This window comes from Pseudomonas sp. Leaf129, assembly GCF_001423465.1.
Taxonomy (GTDB): domain Bacteria; phylum Pseudomonadota; class Gammaproteobacteria; order Pseudomonadales; family Pseudomonadaceae; genus Aquipseudomonas; species Aquipseudomonas coleopterorum.
In genome coordinates, this window is record NZ_LMOC01000009.1 from 306,686 (window position 1) to 328,234 (window position 21,549).

Consider the following 21,549-nt stretch of genomic DNA (forward strand, 5'->3'; position numbering starts at 1 on the left):
TTCGCGAGGCCTTGAAGAACATGCACCCCTTTTCTTTCTCTTCTCAGGTCCGGCCAGCATGATTCGCAAACACCCTTCCGCTTCGCCAAGCCAGCCACGCGCGTGGAGTGCCATTGCAGCGTTGCTGCTGGGCCTGGCCATCGCTCCGCTGACATTCGCCGACGCCACTGCGCCGAGCAATGCACCTGCCAGTAACGCGACTGCAGCGCCTGCGCAAGCCGCACCGGCATCGCAGCCCGCCGCCACACCTGCGGCGAGCGCCGAGCAACCCGCGCCGGCCGAGCAGGCGCTGGTCGAAGACACCACCCTGGGCATGGGTCACGACCTGTCGCCGTGGGGCATGTACCAGAACGCGGACATCGTGGTGAAGGCCGTGATGATCGGTCTGGCCATCGCCTCGATCATCACCTGGACCATCTGGATCGCCAAGGGCTTCGAGCTGCTGGGCGCCAAGCGTCGCCTCAAGGGTGAAATCGCCGCGCTGAAGAAAGCCGCCACCCTCAAGCAGGCGAGCGAAACCGCTTCGCGCAAAGGCACCCTGGCCAACCTGCTGGTCCACGATGCCCTCGAAGAGATGCACCTGTCGGCCAACGCGCGCGAACGTGAAGGCATCAAGGAGCGGGTCAGCTTCCGTCTCGAGCGTCTGGTCGCCGCCTGCGGTCGCAACATGAGCATGGGCACCGGCGTGCTGGCCACCATCGGTTCCACGGCGCCCTTCGTTGGCCTGTTCGGCACCGTGTGGGGCATCATGAACAGCTTCATCGGCATCGCCAAGACCCAGACCACCAACCTCGCCGTGGTCGCACCCGGCATCGCCGAAGCCCTGCTCGCCACCGCACTGGGCCTGGTCGCGGCCATCCCGGCAGTGGTCATCTACAACGTCTTCGCCCGCTCCATCGCCGGCTACAAGGCGCAGGTCTCGGACGCTTCGGCACAGGTGCTGCTGCTGGTCAGCCGTGACCTCGATCACCAGCCAGGCGAGCGCGCAGCTCAGCCGCAGATGGTCAAGGTGGGCTGACCTATGGGCCTGCACCTGAACGAAGGCGGCGATGATCTCGCCGAGAACCATGAAATCAACGTGACGCCGTTCATCGACGTCATGCTGGTGCTGCTGATCATCTTCATGGTCGCAGCCCCCCTGGCGACGGTGGACATCAAGGTCGACCTGCCCGCCTCGACCGCCAAGCCGGCGCCGCGGCCTGAAAAGCCGGTGTTCCTCAGCGTCAAGGCCGACCAGAACCTGTACGTGGGTGACGACAAGGTCGAGCGTACGCAGCTGGGCCAGATCCTCGATGCCAAGACTCACGGCAACAAGGACACGACCATCTTCTTCCAGGCCGACAAGGGCGTGGATTACGGCGACCTGATGGAAGTGATGAACACCCTGCGCGGCGCGGGCTACCTGAAGGTAGGCCTGGTCGGCCTCGAGACGGCAGCCAAGCAATGATCACCACGCGCCAGAAAACGACGCGTTATGTTGCCAGCCTGGCGGTCGTCCTCGGCGTGCACGCTGCGGCCATCGTGGTTGCCCTGAACTGGCCCGCGCCGCAGCCCATCGAGCTGCCGCCGCAGGCCATGATGGTGGAGATGGCGCCGCTGCCCGAACCTGCGCCCCCTCCGCCGCCGCAGGTCGTCACGCCGCCGCCACCGCCTGAGCCGGTGGTCGAGGATCCATTGCCCAAGCTGGCGGAAGCGCCCAAGCCGACGATCTCGGTGCCCAAGCCGACGCCGCCCAAGCCCAAGCCCAAACCGCAGCCGCCCAAGGTCGAGAAGAAGCCCGAGCCGCCCAAGGAGCAACCACCGGCCGAGCAGACCGTGGACAGCCGTCCGGCGCCGCCACAACCGGCCAAGCCGGCAGCGCCCGCCCCCAGCGTGCCGTCCAACAGCAACGCACTGCCCAGCTGGCAAGGCGATCTGCTGCGCCACTTGGCCAAGTACAAGAAGTACCCCGAAGACGCGCGCCGTCGTGGCATGACCGGGGTCAACCGCTTGCGCTTCGTGGTCGACGCCGAAGGCCGGGTACTGTCGTACTCCCTGGCTGGAGGTTCAGGCAGCGCGGCACTGGACCGCGCGACCATGGAGATGATCCGTCGAGCGCAACCGTTGCCCAAGCCACCGGCCGAGATTCTGGTCAATGGCAGTCTGGAAGTGGTCGCGCCCTTCGTTTACTCGCTGGACAAGCGCTGATTCGCATAATTTGATGCGTTTCAGCGCCGTTGATAACGTGCGTCTATCGGTTGCAGCCGCTATGCTGGGCTTGCAACTTCATGGACGCACGTTATGACCCTCACAGAATTACGCTACATCGTTACCCTGGCTCAGGAGCAACACTTCGGCCACGCGGCTGAGCGCTGCCATGTCAGCCAGCCCACTCTCTCGGTCGGCGTCAAGAAGCTCGAGGACGAGCTCGGCGTGCTGATCTTCGAGCGCAGCAAGAGCGCCGTGCGCCTGACCCCGGTCGGCGAAGGCATCGTGGCTCAGGCACAGAAGGTGCTCGAACAGGCCCAGGGTATCCGCGAACTGGCTCAGGCCGGCAAGAACCAGCTCACCGCCCCGCTCAAGGTCGGCGCCATCTATACCGTCGGCCCGTACCTGTTCCCACACCTCATCCCGCAACTGCACCGCGTGGCGCCGCAGATGCCGCTGTACATCGAGGAAAACTTCACTCACATCCTGCGCGACAAGCTGCGCAATGGTGAGCTGGACGCGGTGATCATCGCCCTGCCGTTCAACGAAGCCGATGTACTGACCCTGCCGCTCTATGACGAGCCGTTCTACGTGCTGATGCCGGCGGACCACCCCTGGACGCGCAAGGAAACCATCGACTCGGGCCTGCTCAACGACAAGAGCCTGCTGCTGCTGGGTGAAGGCCACTGTTTCCGAGATCAGGTTCTGGAAGCCTGCCCGACCCTGACCAAGGGCTCGGAAGGCGCCAAGCACACCACCGTCGAATCCAGCTCGCTGGAAACCATTCGGCACATGGTCGCGTCCGGCCTGGGTGTTTCGATCCTGCCGTTGTCGGCCGTCGACAGCCATCACTACGCGCCTGGCGTCATCGAAGTGCGGCCACTGACCCCACCGACGCCGTTCCGTACCGTAGCGATCGCCTGGCGCGCCAGCTTTCCTCGGCCCAAGGCCATCGAGATCCTCGCCGATTCGATCCGTCTGTGCTCGGTGGCCAAGCCGGTGGGCCGCGACGCGCCATGACCGAGCTGGCTCAGGTATCGGTCACTGCGCTCAAGGGCGTGGGCGAGGCGATGGCGGAAAAACTCGCCAAGGTGGGTCTCGAAAACCTCCAGGATGTGTTGTTCCACCTGCCCCTGCGCTATCAGGACCGCACCCGGGTAGTCCCGATCGGGGCGTTGCGCCCTGGCCAGGATGCGGTCATCGAGGGGGTGGTCAGCGGTGCCGACGTGTCCATGGGCAAGCGCCGCAGCCTGTTGGTGCGCCTGGGCGATGGCAGTGGCTCGCTGAGCCTGCGCTTCTATCATTTCAGCAATGCCCAGAAGGAAGCGCTCAAGCGCGGCACACATGTGCGCTGCTATGGCGAAGCACGGCCCGGCGCCTCGGGACTTGAGATCTACCACCCCGAATACCGCGTCCTGACCGGGGAGCAGGACATCCCGGTCGAGCAGAACCTGACGCCGATCTACCCGACCACCGAAGGCCTGACCCAACAGCGTTTGCGCCAGCTGTCGCAGCAGGCCCTCGACCTGCTAGGGCCGCGCAGCCTGCCCGACTGGTTGCCGCTGGAGCTGGCGCGCGAGCACCAACTGGCCCCTCTGGATGAAGCGATCCGCTACCTGCACCGCCCGCCGCCGGATGCCGACCTCGAAGAGCTTGCGGTGGGTCATCACTGGGCTCAGCACCGGCTGGCTTTCGAAGAGCTGCTGACCCATCAGCTGTCCCAGCAGCGCCTGCGTGAAAGCCTGCGCGCCCAACGCGCGCCTGCCCTGCCGCTGGCCCGGGACCTGCCGGTGCGCTACCTGGACAACCTGGGGTTTGCACCCACCGGAGCACAGCGTCGGGTGGGTGCGGAAATCGCCTACGACCTGAGCCAGCCCGAGCCGATGCTGCGCCTGGTGCAAGGCGACGTCGGTGCCGGCAAGACCGTGGTGGCGGCCCTGGCCGCCTTGCAGGCACTGGAGGCGGGTTATCAAGTGGCGCTGATGGCGCCGACCGAGATCCTCGCCGAGCAGCACTTCATCACCTTCCAGCGCTGGCTCGAACCGCTGGGTATCGAAGTGGCCTGGCTGGCCGGCAAGCTCAAGGGCAAGGCACGGGTCGGTGCACTCGAGCGTATCGCCGGTGGCGCGCCGATGGTGGTGGGTACCCACGCCCTGTTTCAGGCCGAGGTGCAGTTCGCCCGGTTGGCCCTGGTGATCATCGATGAGCAACACCGCTTCGGCGTCCAGCAACGCCTGGCGTTACGGCAGAAAGGTGTGGGCGGAACGATGTGTCCGCACCAGCTGATCATGACCGCTACGCCGATCCCGCGGACGTTGGCGATGAGTGCCTACGCCGACCTCGACACCTCCGTACTCGACGAACTACCGCCCGGGCGTACGCCGGTCAACACCGTGCTGGTGGCCGACAGCCGCCGCCCCGAGGTGGTGGAGCGGGTACGCGCCGCCTGCGCCGAAGGTCGCCAGGCCTATTGGGTCTGCACCTTGATCGAGGAGTCCGAAGAGCTCACCTGCCAGGCCGCGCAAAGTACTTTCGAAGAGCTTACCCTGGCCTTGGGTGAGCTGCGGGTCGGGTTGATCCACGGGCGCATGAAGCCTGCCGAAAAGGCCGAGGTCATGGCCTGGTTCAAGGCCGGCGATCTGCAACTGCTGGTGGCCACCACCGTGATCGAAGTCGGGGTGGATGTGCCCAATTCCAGCCTGATGATCATCGAGAACCCGGAACGCCTGGGGCTCGCCCAGCTCCATCAGCTGCGTGGACGCGTCGGTCGTGGCAGCGCCGCCAGCCACTGCGTATTGCTCTACCACCCGCCCCTGTCGCAGATCGGTCGGGAACGGCTGGGTATCATGCGCGAAACCAACGACGGCTTCGTGATTGCCGAAAAGGACCTGCAGCTGCGCGGTCCCGGCGAGATGCTGGGCACCCGGCAAACGGGCCTGCTGCAGTTCAAGGTCGCCGACCTGATGCGCGACGCCGACTTGCTGCCGGCGGTACGCGAAGCGGCCCAGGTGCTCATCGAACGCTGGCCCGGCCATGTCACGCCGCTGCTCGAGCGCTGGCTGCGGCATGGGCAGCAATACGGTCAGGTCTGAAGCGCCCCAGAAACTTGTGTGATACAGGTCTCGGTTTCCTGGGCAAGCTGAGTATACTGAGGCGAATGTAGGACAATGGATGCAGACCATGAATGAACTTGCGCTGGAAGCCGTCACTTCGCCCGTCCCCTCCGTGATCCAGAAGATGCTCAACGATTCGGGCATCGCCTGGACCGCGGTGGATGCGCGACGGGTGACCGCCGCCGATGCCGGCCGCACGATCCAGGCGGTTCTGCTGGCCGATGAGGTCGGGGCACTCATGGTGCTGTTTCCCCAGAGTCAGTTGCTGGACCTGAATCGCTTGACCGAGCTGACCGGGCGCAAGCTCACGGCCGTGTCCGAGGAACGCCTGACCGCTATGCTGGGCAAGCACCAGCTGGCCTTGCTGCCGGGCCTGCCGATCCTGACCAGTTCGCCGTGCCTGTACGACGAGCGCTTGATGCTCGAACCCACGTTGCTGGTCAGCTCCGGCGAACCCGGCGGGTGGTTCGAACTGAGCGGCGATGATTTCCGCAAGATGCTGACCAAAGCCAGTTCCGGCTCTTTTGGCCAACCCTTGGCCAATGTCCGTCCCAACCTGGATCGTCCCGATGACGACGGCAAGGAAATCACCCGCGCGGTGCAGAATTTCACCGCACGGCGTATCCAACAGCGTCTGGAATCGACCATCGAGATTCCTCCCCTGGCAACCACGGCACAGAAGATCATCAAGCTGCGCGTCGATCCCAATGCCACCATCGACGACATCACCGGCGTGGTCGAAACCGATCCGGCGCTGGCTGCGCAGGTGGTCAGCTGGGCCGCGTCACCTTATTACGCCTCACCGGGCAAGATCCGTTCGGTGGAGGACGCCATCGTTCGCGTGCTGGGTTTCGATCTGGTAATCAATCTGGCGCTGGGTCTGGCCTTGGGCAAGACCTTGAACATGCCCAAAGATCATCCGCGTCAGGCCACGCCACACTGGCATCAGTCCATTTATGTGGCTGCAGTGATCGAAGGCCTGACCCGTGCCATGCCTCGGGCCAGCCGCCCGGAAGCAGGCCTCACCTACCTGGCCGGCTTGCTGCACAACTTCGGCTATCTGCTACTCGCTCACCTGTTTCCGCCGCATTTCCAGCTGATCTGTCGTCATCTCGAGGTCAATCCGCACCTGCAGCATGATTTCATCGAACAGCATCTGCTGGGCGTGACGCGAGAGCAGATGGGCGCCTGGCTGATGCGCTACTGGGAAATGCCGGAAGAACTGAGCACCGCGCTACGGTTCCAGCACGACCCCAGCTACACCGGCGAGCACGCCGCCTACGCCAATCTGGTGTGCCTGGCCATTCGCCTGTTGCGCAGCCGCGGCATCGGCAGCGGCGATCAGCACATTCCGGATGCCTTGTTCGAGCGCCTGGAACTGAGCCGAGACAAGGCCGAAGCGGTAGTCAGTAAAGTGCTGGAAGCCGAAGCACTGCTGCGCGAGCTGGCCCACCAGTTCGACTGACAGGTGCGCGGTGACCTCAGCGCTTTCTGGGCTTGAGGTATTTCATCGCGCCCTGGAACCACACGACCAGCGCCGGATTGCCCTTGATCTGGATGTGCTTGTCCTGAATGCCCTGCATGAACGCCAGTTGCTTGTTGCTGGCCTGCAGGGTGTCGTAGCCGTACTTGGCGTCTTTGAAGGCAATCGCGAAGGCCGGCTGTTCCACGCTGCCGCTGCGGCTGCTCACCCGTTGATCGCGGACGATGAAGTGCCGCGCGATCTTGCCGTCCAGTGTCTGCAACTGAAATACCAGGTCCTTGTCCTTGAGCTGCTGGGCGAAGGCTGGGTTGTTGCGGCTGGCGCGGGCCATCATCAGGCCCATGGCCCAGAGCAGGAAGCGGAATTTCATGGCGAAGTCTCGGCGCGGGAAAGTGGCGGCGAGTGTACCGGCAATGGCCCGGTCAAGGCAGCCCGGCTAAGGCGGGGCAGGCTATCTGGCCGTTATGGCGGCAGGTATGTCGCAGGCACCCGGCGGACCGGGTGCCATGGCGGGCGGCGCTGAGCAGCGCGGTGCCAGGTGGATCAGTTCACACTGTCCTTGAGAAACTTCCCAGGCTTGAAGGCAACGGTATTGCTGGCCTTGATCTTCACCGGCTCGCCGGTCTGCGGATTCTTGCCGGTGCGGGCGCCGCGGTGGCGCTGAATGAAGGTGCCGAAACCTACCAGAGTGACACTGTCCTTGCGGTGCAATGCGCCAGTGATTTCTTCGAGTACGGCATTCAAGACGCGGTTGGCCTGTTCCTTGGTCAGGTCCGCTTTTTCAGCAATGGCATCTACGAGCTCTGGTTTACGCATGGTGAAGCCTCTTATGGCGGTTTTTGTTTTTATTGGCGACTGCCTGGTGGACGGCAACGCCCAACTCGCCGCAGGCTCTACGCTGCGGCAGACGGAGTGAGAATGGCACGCTGCACGAGGGCGCGCCAGTGTCTGCCACGGGTTTGTTACGGCAAAGTGCGGGTTATTCCGACAGAACGGCGCCTATCGGCAATGCGGCACCCGAATGCGGGTCACCATCAACCGATTTCGATCATTTCGAAATCCATCTTGCCCACGCCGCAGTCGGGGCACAGCCAGTCTTCGGGCACGTCTTGCCAAAGGGTGCCGGCAGCGATGCCATCCTCGGGCCAGCCGTCGGCTTCGTTATAGATCAAGCCACAGACGATACATTGCCACTTCTTCATCATTTCCCCTCGGTATTCAGGCGATCTGGCGGGCGCTCGATGGTTAAGACGTTGTCGCCCGGCTCTCGCGGTTTGTACTGATCAACGCCGCGCGATGCAAGCTTCATCAGGCGGGAACGGCCAATCGGCACCGGCAAACATGATAAAGTCGACGTCTTTCCAGCCGACCCGATTCACTACCGTGCCCCATTCAGGATTCCCCTCCCCCGATTGGCAATGCCTGGCCGACGCCGACCCGCTGGTACGCGACTGGCTGTTCGACCCAGGTTCCCTGACCCGCCGTTTGATTCAGCTCAGCGATGACCATTTCGGCGTCCACGTGCTGCTGCAGGACTGGCAACCGCTGCGTGATGAAGAATGCCTGGCGTTGGATGTGCCGTCAGGCAGCCAGGGTTGGGTACGCGAGGTCTGTCTGCTCGGCCATGGCGAGCCCTGGGTGTTCGCCCGCAGCGTGGCGGCGCGCAGCAGCCTGCAGGCCAGCGACCTGGACCTGCAGGCGTTGGGCAACCGTTCGCTGGGCGAGCTGCTGTTCTGCGACCCGGCCTTCGTTCGTGGTCCCATTCAGACCTGCCGCTACCCGGCCCGGTGGCTGCCCGCCCAGCAGGCCTGCGAGGGGCTGTGGGCCAGACGCTCGCGTTTCGACCGGGGGTCGCTGGCGGTGCTGGTCGCCGAAGTCTTCCTGCCGCCTGTGTGGCAAGCCGTTCGAAACCCAGTGGAGCACCGTTGATGTACCAGAGCATGCTCAAGTCGCTGAACAGGCTGAACCCGCGCGCCTGGGATTTCATTCAGCTCACGCGCATGGACAAGCCCATCGGCGTCTACCTGTTGCTGTGGCCGACCCTGTGGGCGCTGTGGATCGCCGGGGAAGGCAGGCCTTCGCTGGCCAATCTGGTCATCTTCGTCGCCGGTGTGGTGCTGATGCGCGCGGCTGGTTGCGTGATCAACGACTTCGCCGACCGCAAGGTCGATGGCCACGTCAAGCGGACCGAAGCGCGGCCCTTGGTCAGCGGCAAGATCAGCAGCAAGGAAGCGCTGGTGTTCTTCGCCGTGCTGGTCGGCATCAGTTTCGTGCTGGTGCTGTGTACCAATGCCCAGACCATCGGCCTGTCGGTAGGCGGCTTGATATTGGCGGCAAGCTATCCGTTCATGAAACGCTACACCTACTACCCGCAGGTGGTGCTGGGCATGGCGTTCTCGTGGGGCATGCCGATGGCATTCACCGCCGAAACCGGCGAGTTGCCAGCGGCCGCCTGGCTGCTGTGGATCGCCAATCTGCTGTGGACAGTGGCCTATGACACCTACTACGCCATGACCGACCGCGATGACGACCTGCGCATCGGGGTGAAGTCCACCGCCATCCTGTTCGGCGCCGCCGATCGCCTGATCATTGTCATCCTGCAGGGGCTGGCCCTGGCCTGCCTGCTGCTGGCCGGCGCACGGTTCGGCCTCGGCGGCTGGTTCCACGCGGGCCTGGCGGTGGCCGCGCTATGTTTCGCCTGGCAGTGGTGGCATACCCGCGAGCGCGAGCGCATGGCCTGCTTCAGGGCGTTCCTGCACAACCATTGGGTAGGGTTGGCGATCTTCCTGGGCATCGTGCTCGACTACGCCCTGCGCTGACGCCCTCCCTGGCCGTCGCGCCGGATCGAGGTGTGCAGTTCAGTCTTCGACGGGACGGGCGACCTGCCAGGCGTTGTCTTTCTTGCCGTCACCGCTGGTGTCGCCAGGCTTCTTGTCAGCCTTGTAGGTGTACAGCGGGCTGCCCATGTAGGCCCACTGCAGGCTGCCGTCGTCGCGGCTGATCACGGTCCAGTCGCCGTCGTCGGCGGCACCCTTGTCGGCCATCAGCGGCGGCCAGTTCTTCGCGCAGTCGGCGTTGCACGTCGACTTGCCGTCTTCGTCTTCGGCATAGGTGTAGAGCGTCATGCCGCGGCTGTCGACGAACGCCTTGCCCGGCTCCAGGCGCGGGTGGTCGGCGGCCATGGCCAAGCCGGACAGCGTCAGCGCCAGGGCGCCACACAGGGCCGTCCAGGCCGAAGTCGTACGAGTCTTCATGGGTGCCTCTCGTCATCAATGAACAGGGATTTACAGCTTAGTACAGTCTGAATAACTTGATACGCTCGAGCAGCTGTCACACGACTGCAATAATTGCGTTATCTAATGCGGCGCATGACAGGGTAATGACAAGAGGTTTGCACAATGGCTGGCAGGAGCATTCTCATCGTCGACGATGAGGCACCGATCCGCGAAATGATCGCCGTAGCCCTGGAAATGGCAGGCTACGACAGCTTCGAGGCGGAAAACGCGCAGCAGGCCCATGCGATCATCGTCGACCGCAAACCCGATCTCATCCTGCTCGATTGGATGCTGCCCGGCACCTCGGGCATCGAACTGGCGCGCCGGCTCAAGCGCGACGAGCTGACCGGCGATATCCCGATCATCATGCTCACCGCCAAGGGCGAGGAAGACAACAAGATCCAGGGGCTGGAAGTCGGTGCCGACGACTACATCACCAAGCCGTTCTCGCCACGCGAACTGGTGGCCCGGCTCAAGGCCGTACTGCGTCGCGCCGGCCCCAGCGATGGCGAATCGCCGATAGAGGTCGGTGGTCTGTTGCTGGATCCGATCAGCCATCGCGTCACCATCGACGGCAAGCCCGCCGAGATGGGGCCTACCGAATACCGTCTGTTGCAGTTCTTCATGACCCACCAGGAGCGTGCCTACACTCGCGGGCAGTTGCTCGACCAGGTCTGGGGCGGCAATGTCTACGTCGAGGAGCGCACCGTGGACGTTCACATCCGTCGGCTGCGCAAGGCCTTGGGCGACGCCTACGAAAATCTGGTACAAACCGTGCGCGGCACCGGTTACCGCTTTTCCACCAAGAGCTGAACCGGCAGGTTTTCACAGCATAGGATGCGCGATACGTGAAACAAGACTGGTATGCCACCCTCGTGCGTCACATGCTGTTGCTGGTCGCGGGATGCCTGCTGGTCGGGCTGATCACCGGCCATTACGGTTGGTGTCTGGCGCTGGGTCTGGCGGTGTACCTGGCCTGGACGCTCAAACAACTGCTGCGTCTGCACCGCTGGCTGCGCGAGCACCAGCCGGATCAACCGCCGCCCGACGGCTATGGCCTGTGGGGTGAGGTGTTCGACAGCATTTATCACATGCAGCGCCGCGATCAGCGCGCGCGCGGGCGTCTGCAGGCCGTGATCGATCGCGTGCAGGAATCCACTGCGGCTCTGCGCGATGCCGTGATCATGCTCGATGCCGACGGCAACCTGGAATGGTGGAACCGCGCGGCCGAGACCCTGCTGGGCCTCAAGACCCCACAGGACAGTGGTCAGCCGGTGACCAACCTGATCCGCCATCCGCGCTTCAAGGAATACTTCGCCCAGGAGCAGTACGCCGAGCCGCTGGAGATTCCCTCGCCGGTCAATGACCGTCTGCGTGTGCAATTTCTGATCACCCGCTATGGCAACAACGAACACCTGATGCTGGTGCGCGACGTGACCCGCATCCATCAGCTGGAACAGATGCGCAAGGATTTCGTGGCCAATGTGTCCCACGAGCTGCGCACGCCGCTGACCGTGATCACCGGCTACCTGGAGACCCTGCTGGACAACGTCGAGGACGTGAACCCGCGCTGGACCCGGGCCCTGCAACAGATGGAGCAGCAAGGCGTGCGCATGCAGACCCTGCTCAACGACCTGCTGTTGCTGGCCAAGCTGGAAGCCACCGATTACCCCTCGGACAACCTGCCGGTAGCGGTCACGGCTCTGCTGCACAGTATCGTCAGCGACGCCCGGGCACTGTCCGGGCCGCGCAACCAGACGATCAGCCTGGACATCGAAAACGAGGTGCTGCTCAAGGGCAGCGAGGCCGAACTGCGCAGCGCGTTTTCCAACCTGATTTTCAACGCGGTGAAATACACGCCGGAACAGGGGACCATCCGCGTACGCTCCTGGACCGACGCCCAGGGCGCCCATCTGCGGGTACAGGATTCGGGGATCGGCATCGATGCCAAGCACCTGCCCCGCCTGACCGAGCGCTTCTATCGCGTGGACTCCAGCCGGGCCTCCAACACCGGTGGCACCGGGCTGGGGCTGGCCATCGTCAAGCACGTGCTGCTTCGCCATCGGGCCACGCTGGAGATCAGCAGCGTGCCGGGCCATGGCAGTATCTTCACGTGTCACTTCTCGTTGGTACAGGTGGTGGTTCGGTAACCGCGCAGGGCGCGATCCTGTCGGGGGGGCGGTCATCGGCCGCGAAGCAGACGCTGCGGTGTGTTGGGAGAACGCTGCATATGGCTGCCTTATCAGCACACCCCCTAGGCAAGGGCCCGTCCAGCCGTTACATTGCCAAACACATTACCCACCCTGGGTATCGCCTCACTCCTCTCCAGCACACGGACACCGTAAAACGCCACCATGGACCCTTCCACAGGCATCTCCCTTTCGTCACTGTTCGCCGACTTCGGCATGATTCTTTTCGCTCTGTTCCTGGTCTTGCTCAACGGCTTCTTCGTAGCCGCCGAGTTCGCCATGGTCAAGCTGCGCTCGACCCGGGTAGAGGCCATCGCCAAGAAGCATGGATGGCGTGGCAGCATTCTGCGCACGGTCCACAGCCAGCTCGATGCCTACCTTTCCGCCTGCCAGCTGGGTATCACCCTGGCCTCGCTGGGCCTGGGCTGGGTCGGTGAACCGGCGTTCGCACACATCCTCGAACCGTTGCTGGGCGCCGTCGGCGTGCAGTCGCCGGAAGTCATCAAGGGCGTGTCGTTCTTCAGCGCCTTCTTCGTTATCTCGTACCTGCACATCGTGGTTGGCGAGCTGGCACCCAAGTCCTGGGCGATCCGCAAGCCAGAGCTGCTGTCGATGTGGACGGCGGTGCCGCTGTACCTGTTCTACTGGGCCATGTACCCGGCCATCTACCTGCTCAATGCCAGTGCCAACGGCATTCTGCGCATTGCCGGCCAGGGCGAACCCGGCCCGCACCACGAGCACCATTACAGCCGCGACGAGCTCAAGCTGATCCTGCACTCAAGCCGTGGCCAAGACCCCAGTGACCAAGGCATGCGTGTACTGGCCTCGGCAGTGGAGATGGGTGAACTGGAGGTGGTCGATTGGGCCAACTCGCGCGAAGACCTGGTGAGCCTGGAATTCAACGCGCCGCTCAAGGAAATCCTGGCGATGTTTCGTCGCCACAAGTTCAGCCGCTATCCGGTGTACGACACCGAGCGCGAAGAGTTCGTCGGCCTGCTGCACATCAAGGATCTGCTGCTGGAACTGGCAGCGCTCGACCACCTGCCCGAGTCGTTCAACCTGGCCGAGCTGACCCGTCCTCTGGAGCGGGTGTCGCGGCACATGCCGCTGTCGCGTCTGCTGGAGCAGTTCCGTAAGGGCGGCGCGCACTTTGCCCTGGTCGAGGAGGCCGATGGCAAGATCATCGGTTACCTGACCATGGAAGACGTGCTGGAAGTGCTGGTCGGCGACATCCAGGACGAACACCGCAAGGCCGAGCGCGGCATTCTGGCCTATCAACCCGGGAAGCTGCTGGTGCGGGGCGATACGCCGCTGTTCAAGGTCGAGCGGCTGCTGGGGGTGGACCTGGATCACATTGAGGCGGAAACCCTGGCGGGTTTGATCTACGAGACCCTCAAGCGGGTGCCCGAGGAAGAGGAGCTGCTGGAGGTGGAAGGCCTGCGCATCATCATCAAGAAGATGAAGGGGCCCAAGATCATCCTGGCCAAGGTGCTCAAGATCGAGTGAGGTGTGGCAGGTCAGTGCTGCCTGCGAGTGGGGCGTTGGGATGTGCAGTGGGTTTGATGGCCCCTTCGCGGGTAGAACCCGCTCCCACAGGGGGGCGTCGGGGATCAGGATGTGCAGTGGGCTCGATGGCCTCTTCGCGGGTAGAACCCGCTCCCACAGGGGGGGGTTGCTGCAAGGGGGTTATTGGCCGCCGACGGCGAAGTTGGGCAGTACGCCCAGTGGCCGGTCGAACTGGTAGGGAATCGACTCCAGCGCCAGACCGACGTTGCGTTGCACCACGAAGTGCAGGTGCGGGCCGGTGCTGTTGCCGGTGTTGCCCGAGCGCGCCAGCGCCGAGCCGACGCTGACCTGTTGCCCTTCCTTGACGCTCACCGAACCGCGCATCAGGTGCAGATAGACACCCATGGTGCCGTCCTCGTGGAGGATGCGCACGAAGTTGCCCGACGGGTTGTCGCCGCGGTTGTCCTGATTGTTTTCCACTTTGATCACCGTACCACCGCGCGCCGCGATGATCGGCGTGCCTTCGGGCATGGCGATGTCCATGGCGTAGCGCCCTTTGGCGCCGAAATGGCTGTAGGTGCCATTGGGCCCCTGGGTCAGGCGGAAGGGCCCGCCGCGCCAGGGGAAGGGGTAGCGGTAGCCGTGCGCCTCGCCCTGCGGGTCGCCGATGGAGGACACCAGAGTCTGGACATAGCCCAGCGGCTTGCCGACCTGCTGGGCCGTCAGTGTCACCAGGCTGACGCTGCTGCGCGCCGGCACGACGCGGCGGATGCTGCTGGGCGGCAGACCCTGCACGTTGCGCAACTTGCTCAGTTTCAGCTCGACCTCGACGGGTGCGTACAGATCGTTGCGCACCATGAAGTTGGCGCTGCCCTTGCCTTTCTTCACTTCCAGACGAACCTGCCGGTCGATCCGCTCGACGATGCGCTCACGCATCACGAAGACCCGTGCGCCGGGCACGGGCCGGTCGGTGTAGGAAGTGACGCCATCGGCATTGGTGAACTTGTAGACGGTCGCGGCCTGAGCCATGGGAGCGGCCGCGAGCAGGCCGCAGATCAGCAGGAGGCGATAGACCATGGGGACGATGTCTGAAGGGGAACGTGCGCCAAGATTAGCAGGTATCTGCAGAGCGGCAATGTGCCACCTGTCAGGCGCCTGGCACGAAATGTTTCTGCACCGAGCCCCGGGCGATCAGGCGCGAGACGTAGTCGAGTTTCTGCGCATCCTGGTCGAGAAAACGGAAGGTCAGCTGCAGCCAGTCGCTGTCGGGCTTGGGCTCGAACGCGGCCACGGCGTGCAGATAGCCGTTGAGACGCGCCACCTCGGCATTCTCGCCCTGCTCCAGATCGAGCACCGCCAGTTCCAGCACCTGAGGCAGCGTGTCGGTGCGCCGCACGACCAGCAAGGCCTCCTTGAGGCTCAAGGCCTTGATCACGCACTGTTGGCTGCCGCCGGGCAGGCGCAGCTGGCCTTGTCCACGCCCCATGGGCGCGGTGGGTCGCGCGCCTGGTGCTGGCGTACTGGCTGGTGTTGCAGCGGCGGCCGGCCGAGGCGCAGGGGCTACAGGTCGCGCAGGCTCGGCGCGGCCCGAGGTCAGCGCACTCAGCGAATCGTTGGCAAAGGCCGAGGCGGCCTGTTGGCGCGTCGGTGCGCCGGCTGCCAGCGCCTGCAGCTTGCCGACCTTGGCCAGGGCCTTCTTGACCTTGGTCATCAGCTGCTCATTGGTGAACGGCTTGCCGATATAGTCCGACACGCCAGCCTGGATCGCCTGCACGACGTTTTCCTTGTCGCCACGGCTGGTCACCATGATGAAGGGCAAGGTCTTGGTGTTTTCCTGCTCGCGGGTCCAGGTCAGCAGTTCAAGGCCGGACATTTCCGGCATTTCCCAGTCGCACAGCACCATGTCGTAGCTGTTGTGGATCATCAGCGACTGCGCCTTGCGGCCGTTCACTGCGTCCTCGACGACGATGCCGGGAAAGGCATTGCGCAGGCATTTCTTCACCAGGTCGCGAATGAACGGCGCATCATCCACTACCAGCACACTGATCTTGCTCATCGACCGCTCCTGAAAACCGCGCAGGCATCGCCACGCGCCGAAGGCCACGTGCCGTTCGGCGGGGCTGGCCACACGGCTGCCTCGCTTCGCCCCACAACGAAAAACGCCCGGCAAAGGCCGGGCGTTCGTGTCGGACCCTCTTACTTATCGTCAGGTTGGTCTAGAACATTAGCGCTGTCGAGGGTGCCTTCGACTTCCTGCTTCATGCGCTTGAGGCCCATGTGCCGTACATCGGTGCCGCGGACCAGGTAAATCACCAGTTCGGAGATGTTGCGCGCATGGTCGCCGATGCGCTCCAGCGAGCGCAGCACCCAGATCACGTTGAGCACGCGGGAGATGGAGCGCGGGTCTTCCATCATGTAGGTGACCAGCTCGCGCAGGGCGGTCTTGTACTCGCGATCGATGGTCTTGTCGTACTGGGCCACCGACAGGGCCAGGTCGGCGTCGAAGCGGGCGAAGGCGTCGAGCGCGTCGCGCACCATGATGCGCACCTGGTCGCCGATGTGGCGCACCTCGACGTAGCCACGCGGCGACTCGCCCTCCTCGCACAGCTGAATGGCCCGGCGGGCGATCTTGGTGGATTCGTCGCCGATGCGCTCCAGGTCGATCACCGATTTGGAAATGCTGATGATCAGCCGCAGGTCCGAGGCCGCCGGCTGTCGCCGCGCCAGGATGCGCAGGCATTCCTCGTCGATGTTGCGCTCCATCTGGTTGATCTGCTCGTCGACCTCGCGCACCTGCTGGGCCAGGCCCGAATCGGCCTCGATCAGCGCGGTGACCGCATCGTTGACTTGCTTCTCGACCAGCCCGCCCATGGCCAGCAGGTGGCTGCGCACCTCCTCCAGTTCGGCGTTGAACTGCTGCGAGATGTGATGGGTAAGGCCTTCTTTACTGATCATGGGTCGAATCCTTGGTGCGTCCGCTCGGGATGATGCCAGCAACGGCGGCGAAGCCCTAGCCGTAGCGACCGGTGATGTAGTCTTCGGTCTGCTTCTTGGCCGGGTTGGTGAACAGCGTGTCGGTGTCGCCGAACTCCACCAGCTTGCCCATGTACATGAACGCCGTGTAGTCGGACACCCGTGCTGCCTGCTGCATATTGTGGGTGACGATGACGATGGTGTACTTGGACTTGAGCTCGTAGATCAGCTCTTCGACCTTGAGCGTGGAGATCGGATCGAGTGCCGAGCAGGGCTCGTCGAGCAGCAAGACCTCGGGCTCCACGGCGATGGTACGGGCGATCACCAGACGCTGCTGCTGGCCGCCGGACAGGCCCAGGGCGGACTCGTGCAGGCGGTCCTTGACCTCGTCCCACAGCGCCGCGCCCCTGAGTGCCCATTCGACCGCTTCGTCGAGGATGCGCTTCTTGTTGATGCCCTGGATGCGCAGGCCGTAGACCACGTTTTCGTAGATGGTCTTGGGGAACGGATTGGGCTTCTGAAACACCATGCCGACGCGGCGGCGCAGTTCGGCGACGTCTTCGCCCTTGCGATAAATGTCGTTGCCATAGAGGTTGATCGCGCCCTGCACGCGGCAGCCGTCGACCAGGTCGTTCATGCGGTTGAAGGTGCGCAGCAGGGTCGACTTGCCGCAGCCCGAAGGACCGATGAACGCGGTCACGCGCTGCTTGGGGATGTTCATGGCGATGTCGAACAGCGCTTGCTTGTCGCCGTAGAACAGGCTCAGGCCGGGCACTTCGATGGCCACGGTCTCCTTGGCCAGGTTCAGGCTCTGCTTGTCGCGTCCCAGGGCCGACAGGTTGATGCCATGGGATGGGTTTTCATGCTGCATGGCAGACTCCAAAGGCTGTCAAATTCGGTGCAAAGTTGAAATATTCTGAAGGCTGTGAGGGTCTCTTCGCGGGCGTGTGGGAGCGGGCTCTGCCCGCGAAGAGGACCTGGCTGACACACCCCTCAACTGTCCAGCGCCTTGTACTTCTCGCGCAGATGGTTGCGAATCCAGACCGCCGACAGGTTCAGCGTAGCGATCACCAGCACCAGCAACAATGCGGTGGCATACACCAGCGGTCGCGCCGCCTCGACGTTGGGGCTCTGGAAGCCGACGTCGTAGATATGAAAGCCCAGGTGCATGATCTTCTGATCCAGGTGCAGGTACGGGTAGTTGGCGTCCAGCGGCAGCGACGGCGCCAGCTTGACCACGCCCACCAGCATCAGCGGAGCCACCTCGCCAGCGGCACGGGCCACCGCCAGGATCATACCGGTCATCATCGCCGGGCTGGCCATGGGCAGGACGATCTTCCATAGGGTTTCCGCCTTGGTCGCACCCAGGGCCAGGGAGCCTTCGCGCACGGTCCGCGGAATCCGCGCCAGGCCCTCTTCGGTGGCCACGATCACCACTGGCACCGCCAGCAACGCCAGGGTCAGCGACGCCCATAGCAGCCCCGGCGTGCCGAAGGTCGGCGCCGGCAGGGCTTCGGGAAAGAACAGCCGATCGAGCGAGCCGCCCAGCACATAGACGAAGAAGCCCAGGCCGAACACGCCATAGACGATGGCCGGCACACCGGCCAGGTTGTTCACGGCAATACGAATCAGCCGGGTGACGGTATTCTGTTTCGCGTATTCGCGCAGATAGACCGCCGCCAGCACGCCAAACGGCGTGACGATGACGGCCATGATCAGGGTCATCATCACCGTGCCGAAAATGGCCGGGAAGATCCCGCCTTCCGTGTTGGCTTCACGGGGATCGTCGCTGAGGAATTCCCACATCTTGTTGAAGTAGAAACCCAGCTTGGTCAGCGTGCTCATGGCATTAGGCTGATAGGCGTGGACGATCTGGCCCAGTTGGACCTCGATTTCCTTGCCGTTGGCGTCGCGCACCGTGATGCTGTCGCGGTTGACCTGGGCATGCAGCGCACCGAGGCGGGTTTCGATGTCCTTGTAGCGCGCATCGAGTTCGGCACGCTCGGCGTCCATGTCGGCCTGAGCGGCGGGGTTGAGCTGGCCTTCGAGCTCCAGGCGACGGCTTTGCAGGCGCAGCCTTTCGAGCCCGGCGTTGACCTTGCCGATGTCGGATTTTTCCAGTCGGCCGAGTGCGTCCGCCAGGTCGCTGACCCGCAAGATGCGGCTTTGCAGCTCCGGCCAGGCACCCTCGCCCTTGGCCACGACCTTGCCCTGCTCCTTGATGTTGACCAGGTAGCCGTAGAAATTGCCCCATTCGCGACGTTCCAGCGCCAGCAGTTCGGGTGGGGTGCTCTGTTCGGTCAGCCAGTCACCGACGATCCAGGTGAAATCGGCACCGTTGATGTCGCGGTTGCCCACCTTGACCAGCTCTCGGGTCATGAACTCGGGACCGTCGTCGGGCACCGGCAGGCCAGCGCTCTTCAGACGTTCGCGCGGCACCTCTTCCTTCTGCACGATCTCGCCAATGACCAGATGATTGGCCATCCCCGGCACGTTGTAGCTGGCGTGGACCAGGTCCGCCGGCCAGAAGTGCGCCAGACCGCGCACGGCGATCACGGCCAGCAGGCCCAGCGTCATGATGACCGCGATGGACACGGCGCCACCGCTGATCCAGACACCGGGCGAGCCGCTCTTGAACCAGCCTTTCAGGGAGTTCTGCTTCACAGCCGGCTACCTTTTCTCAAAGCGATGAATATTTCTTGCGCAGACGCTGACGAATCAGCTCGGCCGCGGTGTTCATGACGAAGGTGAACAACAGCAACACCAGCGCCGAGAGGAACAGCACCCGGTAATGGCTGCCGCCCACTTCCGACTCCGGCATTTCCACCGCGACGTTGGCGGCCAGGGTGCGCAGTCCTTCGAACAGGTTCATTTCCATGACCGGCGTGTTACCGGTGGCCATCAGCACGATCATGGTTTCGCCCACGGCCCGGCCCATGCCAATCATCAGTGCCGAGAAGATGCCCGGGCTGGCGGTCAGGATCACCACGCGGGTCAGCGTCTGCCACGGCGTGGCGCCCAGCGCCAGCGAGCCCAGGGTCAGCCCGCGCGGCACGCTGAACACGGCGTCCTCGGCAATCGAATAGATGTTGGGAATGACCGCGAAACCCATGGCCAGGCCCACCACCAGCGCGTTGCGCTGATCGTAGGTGATGCCCAGGTCATTGCTGATCCACAGGCGCATGTCGCCGCCGAACCACCAGTTTTCCAGGAACGGGCTCATGTACAGCGCGAACCAGCCCACCAGCAGGATCACCGGGATCAAGATCGCGCTTTCCCAACCGTCCGGAATACGCAGGCGAATCGATTCGGGCAGGCGGCTGACCAGAAAGCCTGCACTCAGGATGCCCAGCGGGGTGAGCAGAAGCAGGCTGAAGATACCCGGCAGATGGCCTTCCACATAGGGTGCCAGAAACAGGCCGGCGAAGAAGCCGAGGATCACCGTGGGCATGGCTTCCATCAGCTCGATGACCGGCTTGACCTTGCGCCGCATGCCCGGAGCCATGAAGTAGGCGGTGTAGATCGCGGCGGCGATGGCCAGTGGCGCGGCGAGCAGCATCGCGTAGAACGCGGCCTTCAAGGTACCGAAGGTCAACGGCGCCAGGCTCATCTTGGGCTCGAAATCGGTGTTGGCCGCTGTCGACTGCCAGACGTAGGCGGGCTTGTCGTAGTTCTCGTACCAGACCTTGCTCCACATCGAGCTCCACGACACTTCCGGATGCGGGTTGTGCAGGCTCAACGGCTGCAATGCGCCGTTGGCTTCTACCATGAGCCTGTTGGCCCGTGGCGACAAGGCGTAGATACCGGGACCGTCGACCACCTGCTCGACCAGCAACATACGGTGGGCGGTGCTGTGGAACACGCCCAGCTGGCCCGAAGCGTCCAGGGCGGTAAAGCCCTTGCGACGCTGTTCGGAGCTGATCTGCACGATCGGCGAGTGGCCCATCTGGAACGTACGGATCTGCTTGAGGCGCGGCTCGCCGTCCTCGTCGCGAGCCATGAACCATTGCGCCAGGCCGCCCTTGGAGTCGCCGATGATCAGCGAAATGCCGCCGACCAGTTGCGCGCTGGCGGTGATCTGGGTGTCGGCGTTCTCGCTGAGCTTGTAGCGGCCGTTCATGCTGCGGTCACGCAGGCTGAAGACATCGGCCTGGGCGCGTCCGTTGATCACGTACAGCCACTGCTGGCGCGGGTCGATGAAGATCGCCTTCACCGCCTGGTTCATCTGCGGCAGCTCGATGCGCTTCTGCTCGTTGGTGACCTCGCCGGTCATCATGCTTTCTTCGCGGGTGAGCTGCAGCACGTTGAGCTGGTCGCCGGTCGAGCCGGCCAGAATCAGGCTGGCGTCGCTGGCATTGAGACTGACCCGCTCCAGGGCGCGGCCCTGGGGGTCGAGCGCGATGGGGGCATCGCCATAGGGGTATTCGATCGCCGGCGTGATGGTCTTGTTGCCGCCCGGGTAGGTCACCCGGTAGGTGTGGCGAAACACCAGGGCCTGGCCGTTGGACAGGCCCAGTACCACCAACGGGGTACCGGGCTGGTCCTTGGCGCTGGCAGTCACGGTCACGCCGGCTGGAATGGGTAACGATGTGCGCGACAGCTCTTCGCCCGTGTGGGCGTTGAAGAACAGCGCGACCCCTTGTTCCGAAACGCGCATGCCCGCCTCGTTCTGCTCTTCGAGTGCGTACACCAGCGGTTTACCGGCGTCCTGCAGCCAGGCCGGATGCAGAGGCGGCTCCACGGTCAGGTCGGCGCCCTTGAACAGCGGCACGACTACATAGGCGAGGAAGAAGAAGATCAGCGTGATCGCCGCCAGCACGGCC

The 21,549-nt window shown here is 64.0% G+C and carries 21 protein-coding genes; 11 read left to right on the forward strand and 10 right to left on the reverse strand.

The features are described 5' to 3' along the window. The first annotated feature begins 58 nt into the window (after positions 1–58). From exbB to ASF66_RS17800, 6 genes are all read left to right on the forward strand, one after another. On the forward strand, positions 59–1,018 hold the full coding sequence (gene exbB / locus ASF66_RS17775) for a tonB-system energizer ExbB (RefSeq protein WP_056844798.1): 960 nt from the start codon (positions 59–61) through the stop codon (positions 1,016–1,018). Between the two features lie 3 nt (positions 1,019–1,021). Next, on the forward strand, positions 1,022–1,447 hold the full coding sequence (gene exbD, locus ASF66_RS17780) for a TonB system transport protein ExbD (protein WP_043192170.1): 426 nt from the start codon (positions 1,022–1,024) through the stop codon (positions 1,445–1,447). Next, entirely contained in the window at positions 1,444–2,187 is a 744-nt protein-coding gene (locus ASF66_RS17785; protein ID WP_049860376.1) for an energy transducer TonB, read from the forward strand. The genes exbD and ASF66_RS17785 overlap by 4 nt, the downstream gene beginning before the upstream one ends. A 93-nt stretch (positions 2,188–2,280) precedes the next feature. Further along, entirely contained in the window at positions 2,281–3,207 is a 927-nt protein-coding gene (locus tag ASF66_RS17790; protein ID WP_049860377.1) for a hydrogen peroxide-inducible genes activator, read from the forward strand. Beyond that, entirely contained in the window at positions 3,204–5,279 is a 2,076-nt protein-coding gene (gene recG / locus ASF66_RS17795; protein WP_056844912.1) for an ATP-dependent DNA helicase RecG, read from the forward strand. Before ASF66_RS17790 ends, recG begins: the two co-directional genes overlap by 4 nt. An 88-nt stretch (positions 5,280–5,367) precedes the next feature. Next, on the forward strand, positions 5,368–6,765 hold the full coding sequence (locus ASF66_RS17800; protein WP_056844799.1) for an aminoacyl-tRNA deacylase and HDOD domain-containing protein: 1,398 nt from the start codon (positions 5,368–5,370) through the stop codon (positions 6,763–6,765). 16 nt (positions 6,766–6,781) lie between these two features. Here the strand turns inward: ASF66_RS17800 and ASF66_RS17805 are convergent, their stop codons facing one another. The 3 genes from ASF66_RS17805 to ASF66_RS17815 all read right to left on the reverse strand — a co-directional run bounded on the left by ASF66_RS17805 (position 6,782) and on the right by ASF66_RS17815 (position 7,985). After that, complete coding sequence (locus tag ASF66_RS17805) at positions 6,782–7,153, reverse strand: hypothetical protein (protein WP_049860379.1); 372 nt, start codon at positions 7,151–7,153, stop codon at positions 6,782–6,784. Positions 7,154–7,326: 173 nt separating this feature from the next. Continuing rightward, entirely contained in the window at positions 7,327–7,599 is a 273-nt protein-coding gene (locus tag ASF66_RS17810; protein ID WP_049860380.1) for an HU family DNA-binding protein, read from the reverse strand. A gap of 218 nt (positions 7,600–7,817) precedes the next feature. Beyond that, a complete protein-coding gene (locus tag ASF66_RS17815; RefSeq protein ID WP_049860547.1) occupies positions 7,818–7,985 on the reverse strand; it encodes a rubredoxin in 168 nt (55 codons plus the stop codon). 181 nt (positions 7,986–8,166) lie between these two features. On the opposite strand from ASF66_RS17815, the gene ASF66_RS17820 reads away from it, so the two are divergent. Together ASF66_RS17820 and ubiA are read left to right on the forward strand one after the other, a co-directional pair. Further along, positions 8,167–8,712: a chorismate--pyruvate lyase family protein gene (locus tag ASF66_RS17820; protein WP_056844800.1), complete on the forward strand. Its 546-nt coding sequence runs from the start codon at positions 8,167–8,169 to the stop codon at positions 8,710–8,712. After that, the gene (gene ubiA, locus ASF66_RS17825) at positions 8,712–9,602 is read left to right on the forward strand and encodes a 4-hydroxybenzoate octaprenyltransferase (protein ID WP_056844801.1); all 891 of its coding nucleotides are present in this window, start codon (positions 8,712–8,714) and stop codon (positions 9,600–9,602) included. The genes ASF66_RS17820 and ubiA overlap by 1 nt, the downstream gene beginning before the upstream one ends. A gap of 39 nt (positions 9,603–9,641) precedes the next feature. Here ubiA and ASF66_RS17830 read toward each other — a convergent pair whose 3' ends face one another. Further along, positions 9,642–10,037, reverse strand: a complete 396-nt coding sequence (locus ASF66_RS17830) for a COG4315 family predicted lipoprotein (protein WP_056844802.1) — start codon at positions 10,035–10,037, stop codon at positions 9,642–9,644. A gap of 144 nt (positions 10,038–10,181) precedes the next feature. Here ASF66_RS17830 and phoB point away from each other — a divergent pair, with 144 nt between their 5' ends. From phoB to ASF66_RS17845, 3 genes are all read left to right on the forward strand, one after another. After that, entirely contained in the window at positions 10,182–10,871 is a 690-nt protein-coding gene (phoB, locus tag ASF66_RS17835) for a phosphate regulon transcriptional regulator PhoB (protein ID WP_043192154.1), read from the forward strand. A gap of 71 nt (positions 10,872–10,942) precedes the next feature. Next, positions 10,943–12,208: a phosphate regulon sensor histidine kinase PhoR gene (phoR, locus tag ASF66_RS17840; protein ID WP_236707127.1), complete on the forward strand. Its 1,266-nt coding sequence runs from the start codon at positions 10,943–10,945 to the stop codon at positions 12,206–12,208. Between the two features lie 204 nt (positions 12,209–12,412). Next, positions 12,413–13,753 carry a hemolysin family protein gene (locus tag ASF66_RS17845; protein ID WP_043192150.1) on the forward strand — a complete coding sequence of 447 codons (1,341 nt, stop codon included), beginning with the start codon at positions 12,413–12,415 and terminating at the stop codon, positions 13,751–13,753. A 180-nt stretch (positions 13,754–13,933) separates the two neighbouring features. Here the strand turns inward: ASF66_RS17845 and ASF66_RS17850 are convergent, their stop codons facing one another. The 6 genes from ASF66_RS17850 to ASF66_RS17875 all read right to left on the reverse strand — a co-directional run bounded on the left by ASF66_RS17850 (position 13,934) and on the right by ASF66_RS17875 (position 21,440). Further along, positions 13,934–14,830 (reverse strand): peptidoglycan DD-metalloendopeptidase family protein, encoded by an 897-nt coding sequence (locus ASF66_RS17850; protein ID WP_056844804.1) that lies wholly within the window; start codon positions 14,828–14,830, stop codon positions 13,934–13,936. A 70-nt stretch (positions 14,831–14,900) separates the two neighbouring features. After that, a complete protein-coding gene (locus tag ASF66_RS17855; RefSeq protein ID WP_056844805.1) occupies positions 14,901–15,809 on the reverse strand; it encodes a response regulator in 909 nt (302 codons plus the stop codon). 140 nt (positions 15,810–15,949) lie between these two features. Next, positions 15,950–16,708, reverse strand: coding sequence for a phosphate signaling complex protein PhoU (gene phoU / locus ASF66_RS17860; RefSeq protein ID WP_043192144.1), 759 nt, complete (start codon positions 16,706–16,708; stop codon positions 15,950–15,952). 55 nt (positions 16,709–16,763) lie between these two features. After that, positions 16,764–17,597: a phosphate ABC transporter ATP-binding protein PstB gene (gene pstB / locus ASF66_RS17865; protein ID WP_049860387.1), complete on the reverse strand. Its 834-nt coding sequence runs from the start codon at positions 17,595–17,597 to the stop codon at positions 16,764–16,766. A 122-nt stretch (positions 17,598–17,719) separates the two neighbouring features. After that, positions 17,720–19,390 (reverse strand): phosphate ABC transporter permease PstA, encoded by a 1,671-nt coding sequence (gene pstA / locus ASF66_RS17870; RefSeq protein ID WP_056844806.1) that lies wholly within the window; start codon positions 19,388–19,390, stop codon positions 17,720–17,722. A gap of 16 nt (positions 19,391–19,406) precedes the next feature. Further along, positions 19,407–21,440 (reverse strand): ABC transporter permease subunit, encoded by a 2,034-nt coding sequence (locus ASF66_RS17875; RefSeq protein ID WP_177331309.1) that lies wholly within the window; start codon positions 21,438–21,440, stop codon positions 19,407–19,409. Positions 21,441–21,549 lie beyond the last annotated feature (109 nt).

Excerpts from the sequence above, each read along its gene's own strand:
- phoU (WP_043192144.1), bottom strand. The coding sequence starts at position 16,708 with ATGATCAGTAAAGAAGGCCTTACCCATCACATCTCGCAGCAGTTCAAC.
- ASF66_RS17845 (WP_043192150.1), top strand. The coding sequence starts at position 12,413 with ATGGACCCTTCCACAGGCATCTCCCTTTCGTCACTGTTCGCCGACTTC.
- ubiA (WP_056844801.1), top strand. The coding sequence starts at position 8,712 with ATGTACCAGAGCATGCTCAAGTCGCTGAACAGGCTGAACCCGCGCGCC.
- pstB (WP_049860387.1), bottom strand. The coding sequence starts at position 17,597 with ATGCAGCATGAAAACCCATCCCATGGCATCAACCTGTCGGCCCTGGGA.
- ASF66_RS17785 (WP_049860376.1), top strand. The coding sequence starts at position 1,444 with ATGATCACCACGCGCCAGAAAACGACGCGTTATGTTGCCAGCCTGGCG.
- ASF66_RS17790 (WP_049860377.1), top strand. The coding sequence starts at position 2,281 with ATGACCCTCACAGAATTACGCTACATCGTTACCCTGGCTCAGGAGCAA.
- exbB (WP_056844798.1), top strand. The coding sequence starts at position 59 with ATGATTCGCAAACACCCTTCCGCTTCGCCAAGCCAGCCACGCGCGTGG.
- ASF66_RS17805 (WP_049860379.1), bottom strand. The coding sequence starts at position 7,153 with ATGAAATTCCGCTTCCTGCTCTGGGCCATGGGCCTGATGATGGCCCGC.
- ASF66_RS17855 (WP_056844805.1), bottom strand. The coding sequence starts at position 15,809 with ATGAGCAAGATCAGTGTGCTGGTAGTGGATGATGCGCCGTTCATTCGC.
- ASF66_RS17810 (WP_049860380.1), bottom strand. The coding sequence starts at position 7,599 with ATGCGTAAACCAGAGCTCGTAGATGCCATTGCTGAAAAAGCGGACCTG.
- ASF66_RS17850 (WP_056844804.1), bottom strand. The coding sequence starts at position 14,830 with ATGGTCTATCGCCTCCTGCTGATCTGCGGCCTGCTCGCGGCCGCTCCC.
- phoB (WP_043192154.1), top strand. The coding sequence starts at position 10,182 with ATGGCTGGCAGGAGCATTCTCATCGTCGACGATGAGGCACCGATCCGC.
- exbD (WP_043192170.1), top strand. The coding sequence starts at position 1,022 with ATGGGCCTGCACCTGAACGAAGGCGGCGATGATCTCGCCGAGAACCAT.
- recG (WP_056844912.1), top strand. The coding sequence starts at position 3,204 with ATGACCGAGCTGGCTCAGGTATCGGTCACTGCGCTCAAGGGCGTGGGC.
- ASF66_RS17800 (WP_056844799.1), top strand. The coding sequence starts at position 5,368 with ATGAATGAACTTGCGCTGGAAGCCGTCACTTCGCCCGTCCCCTCCGTG.
- phoR (WP_236707127.1), top strand. The coding sequence starts at position 10,943 with ATGCTGTTGCTGGTCGCGGGATGCCTGCTGGTCGGGCTGATCACCGGC.
- ASF66_RS17815 (WP_049860547.1), bottom strand. The coding sequence starts at position 7,985 with ATGAAGAAGTGGCAATGTATCGTCTGTGGCTTGATCTATAACGAAGCC.
- ASF66_RS17830 (WP_056844802.1), bottom strand. The coding sequence starts at position 10,037 with ATGAAGACTCGTACGACTTCGGCCTGGACGGCCCTGTGTGGCGCCCTG.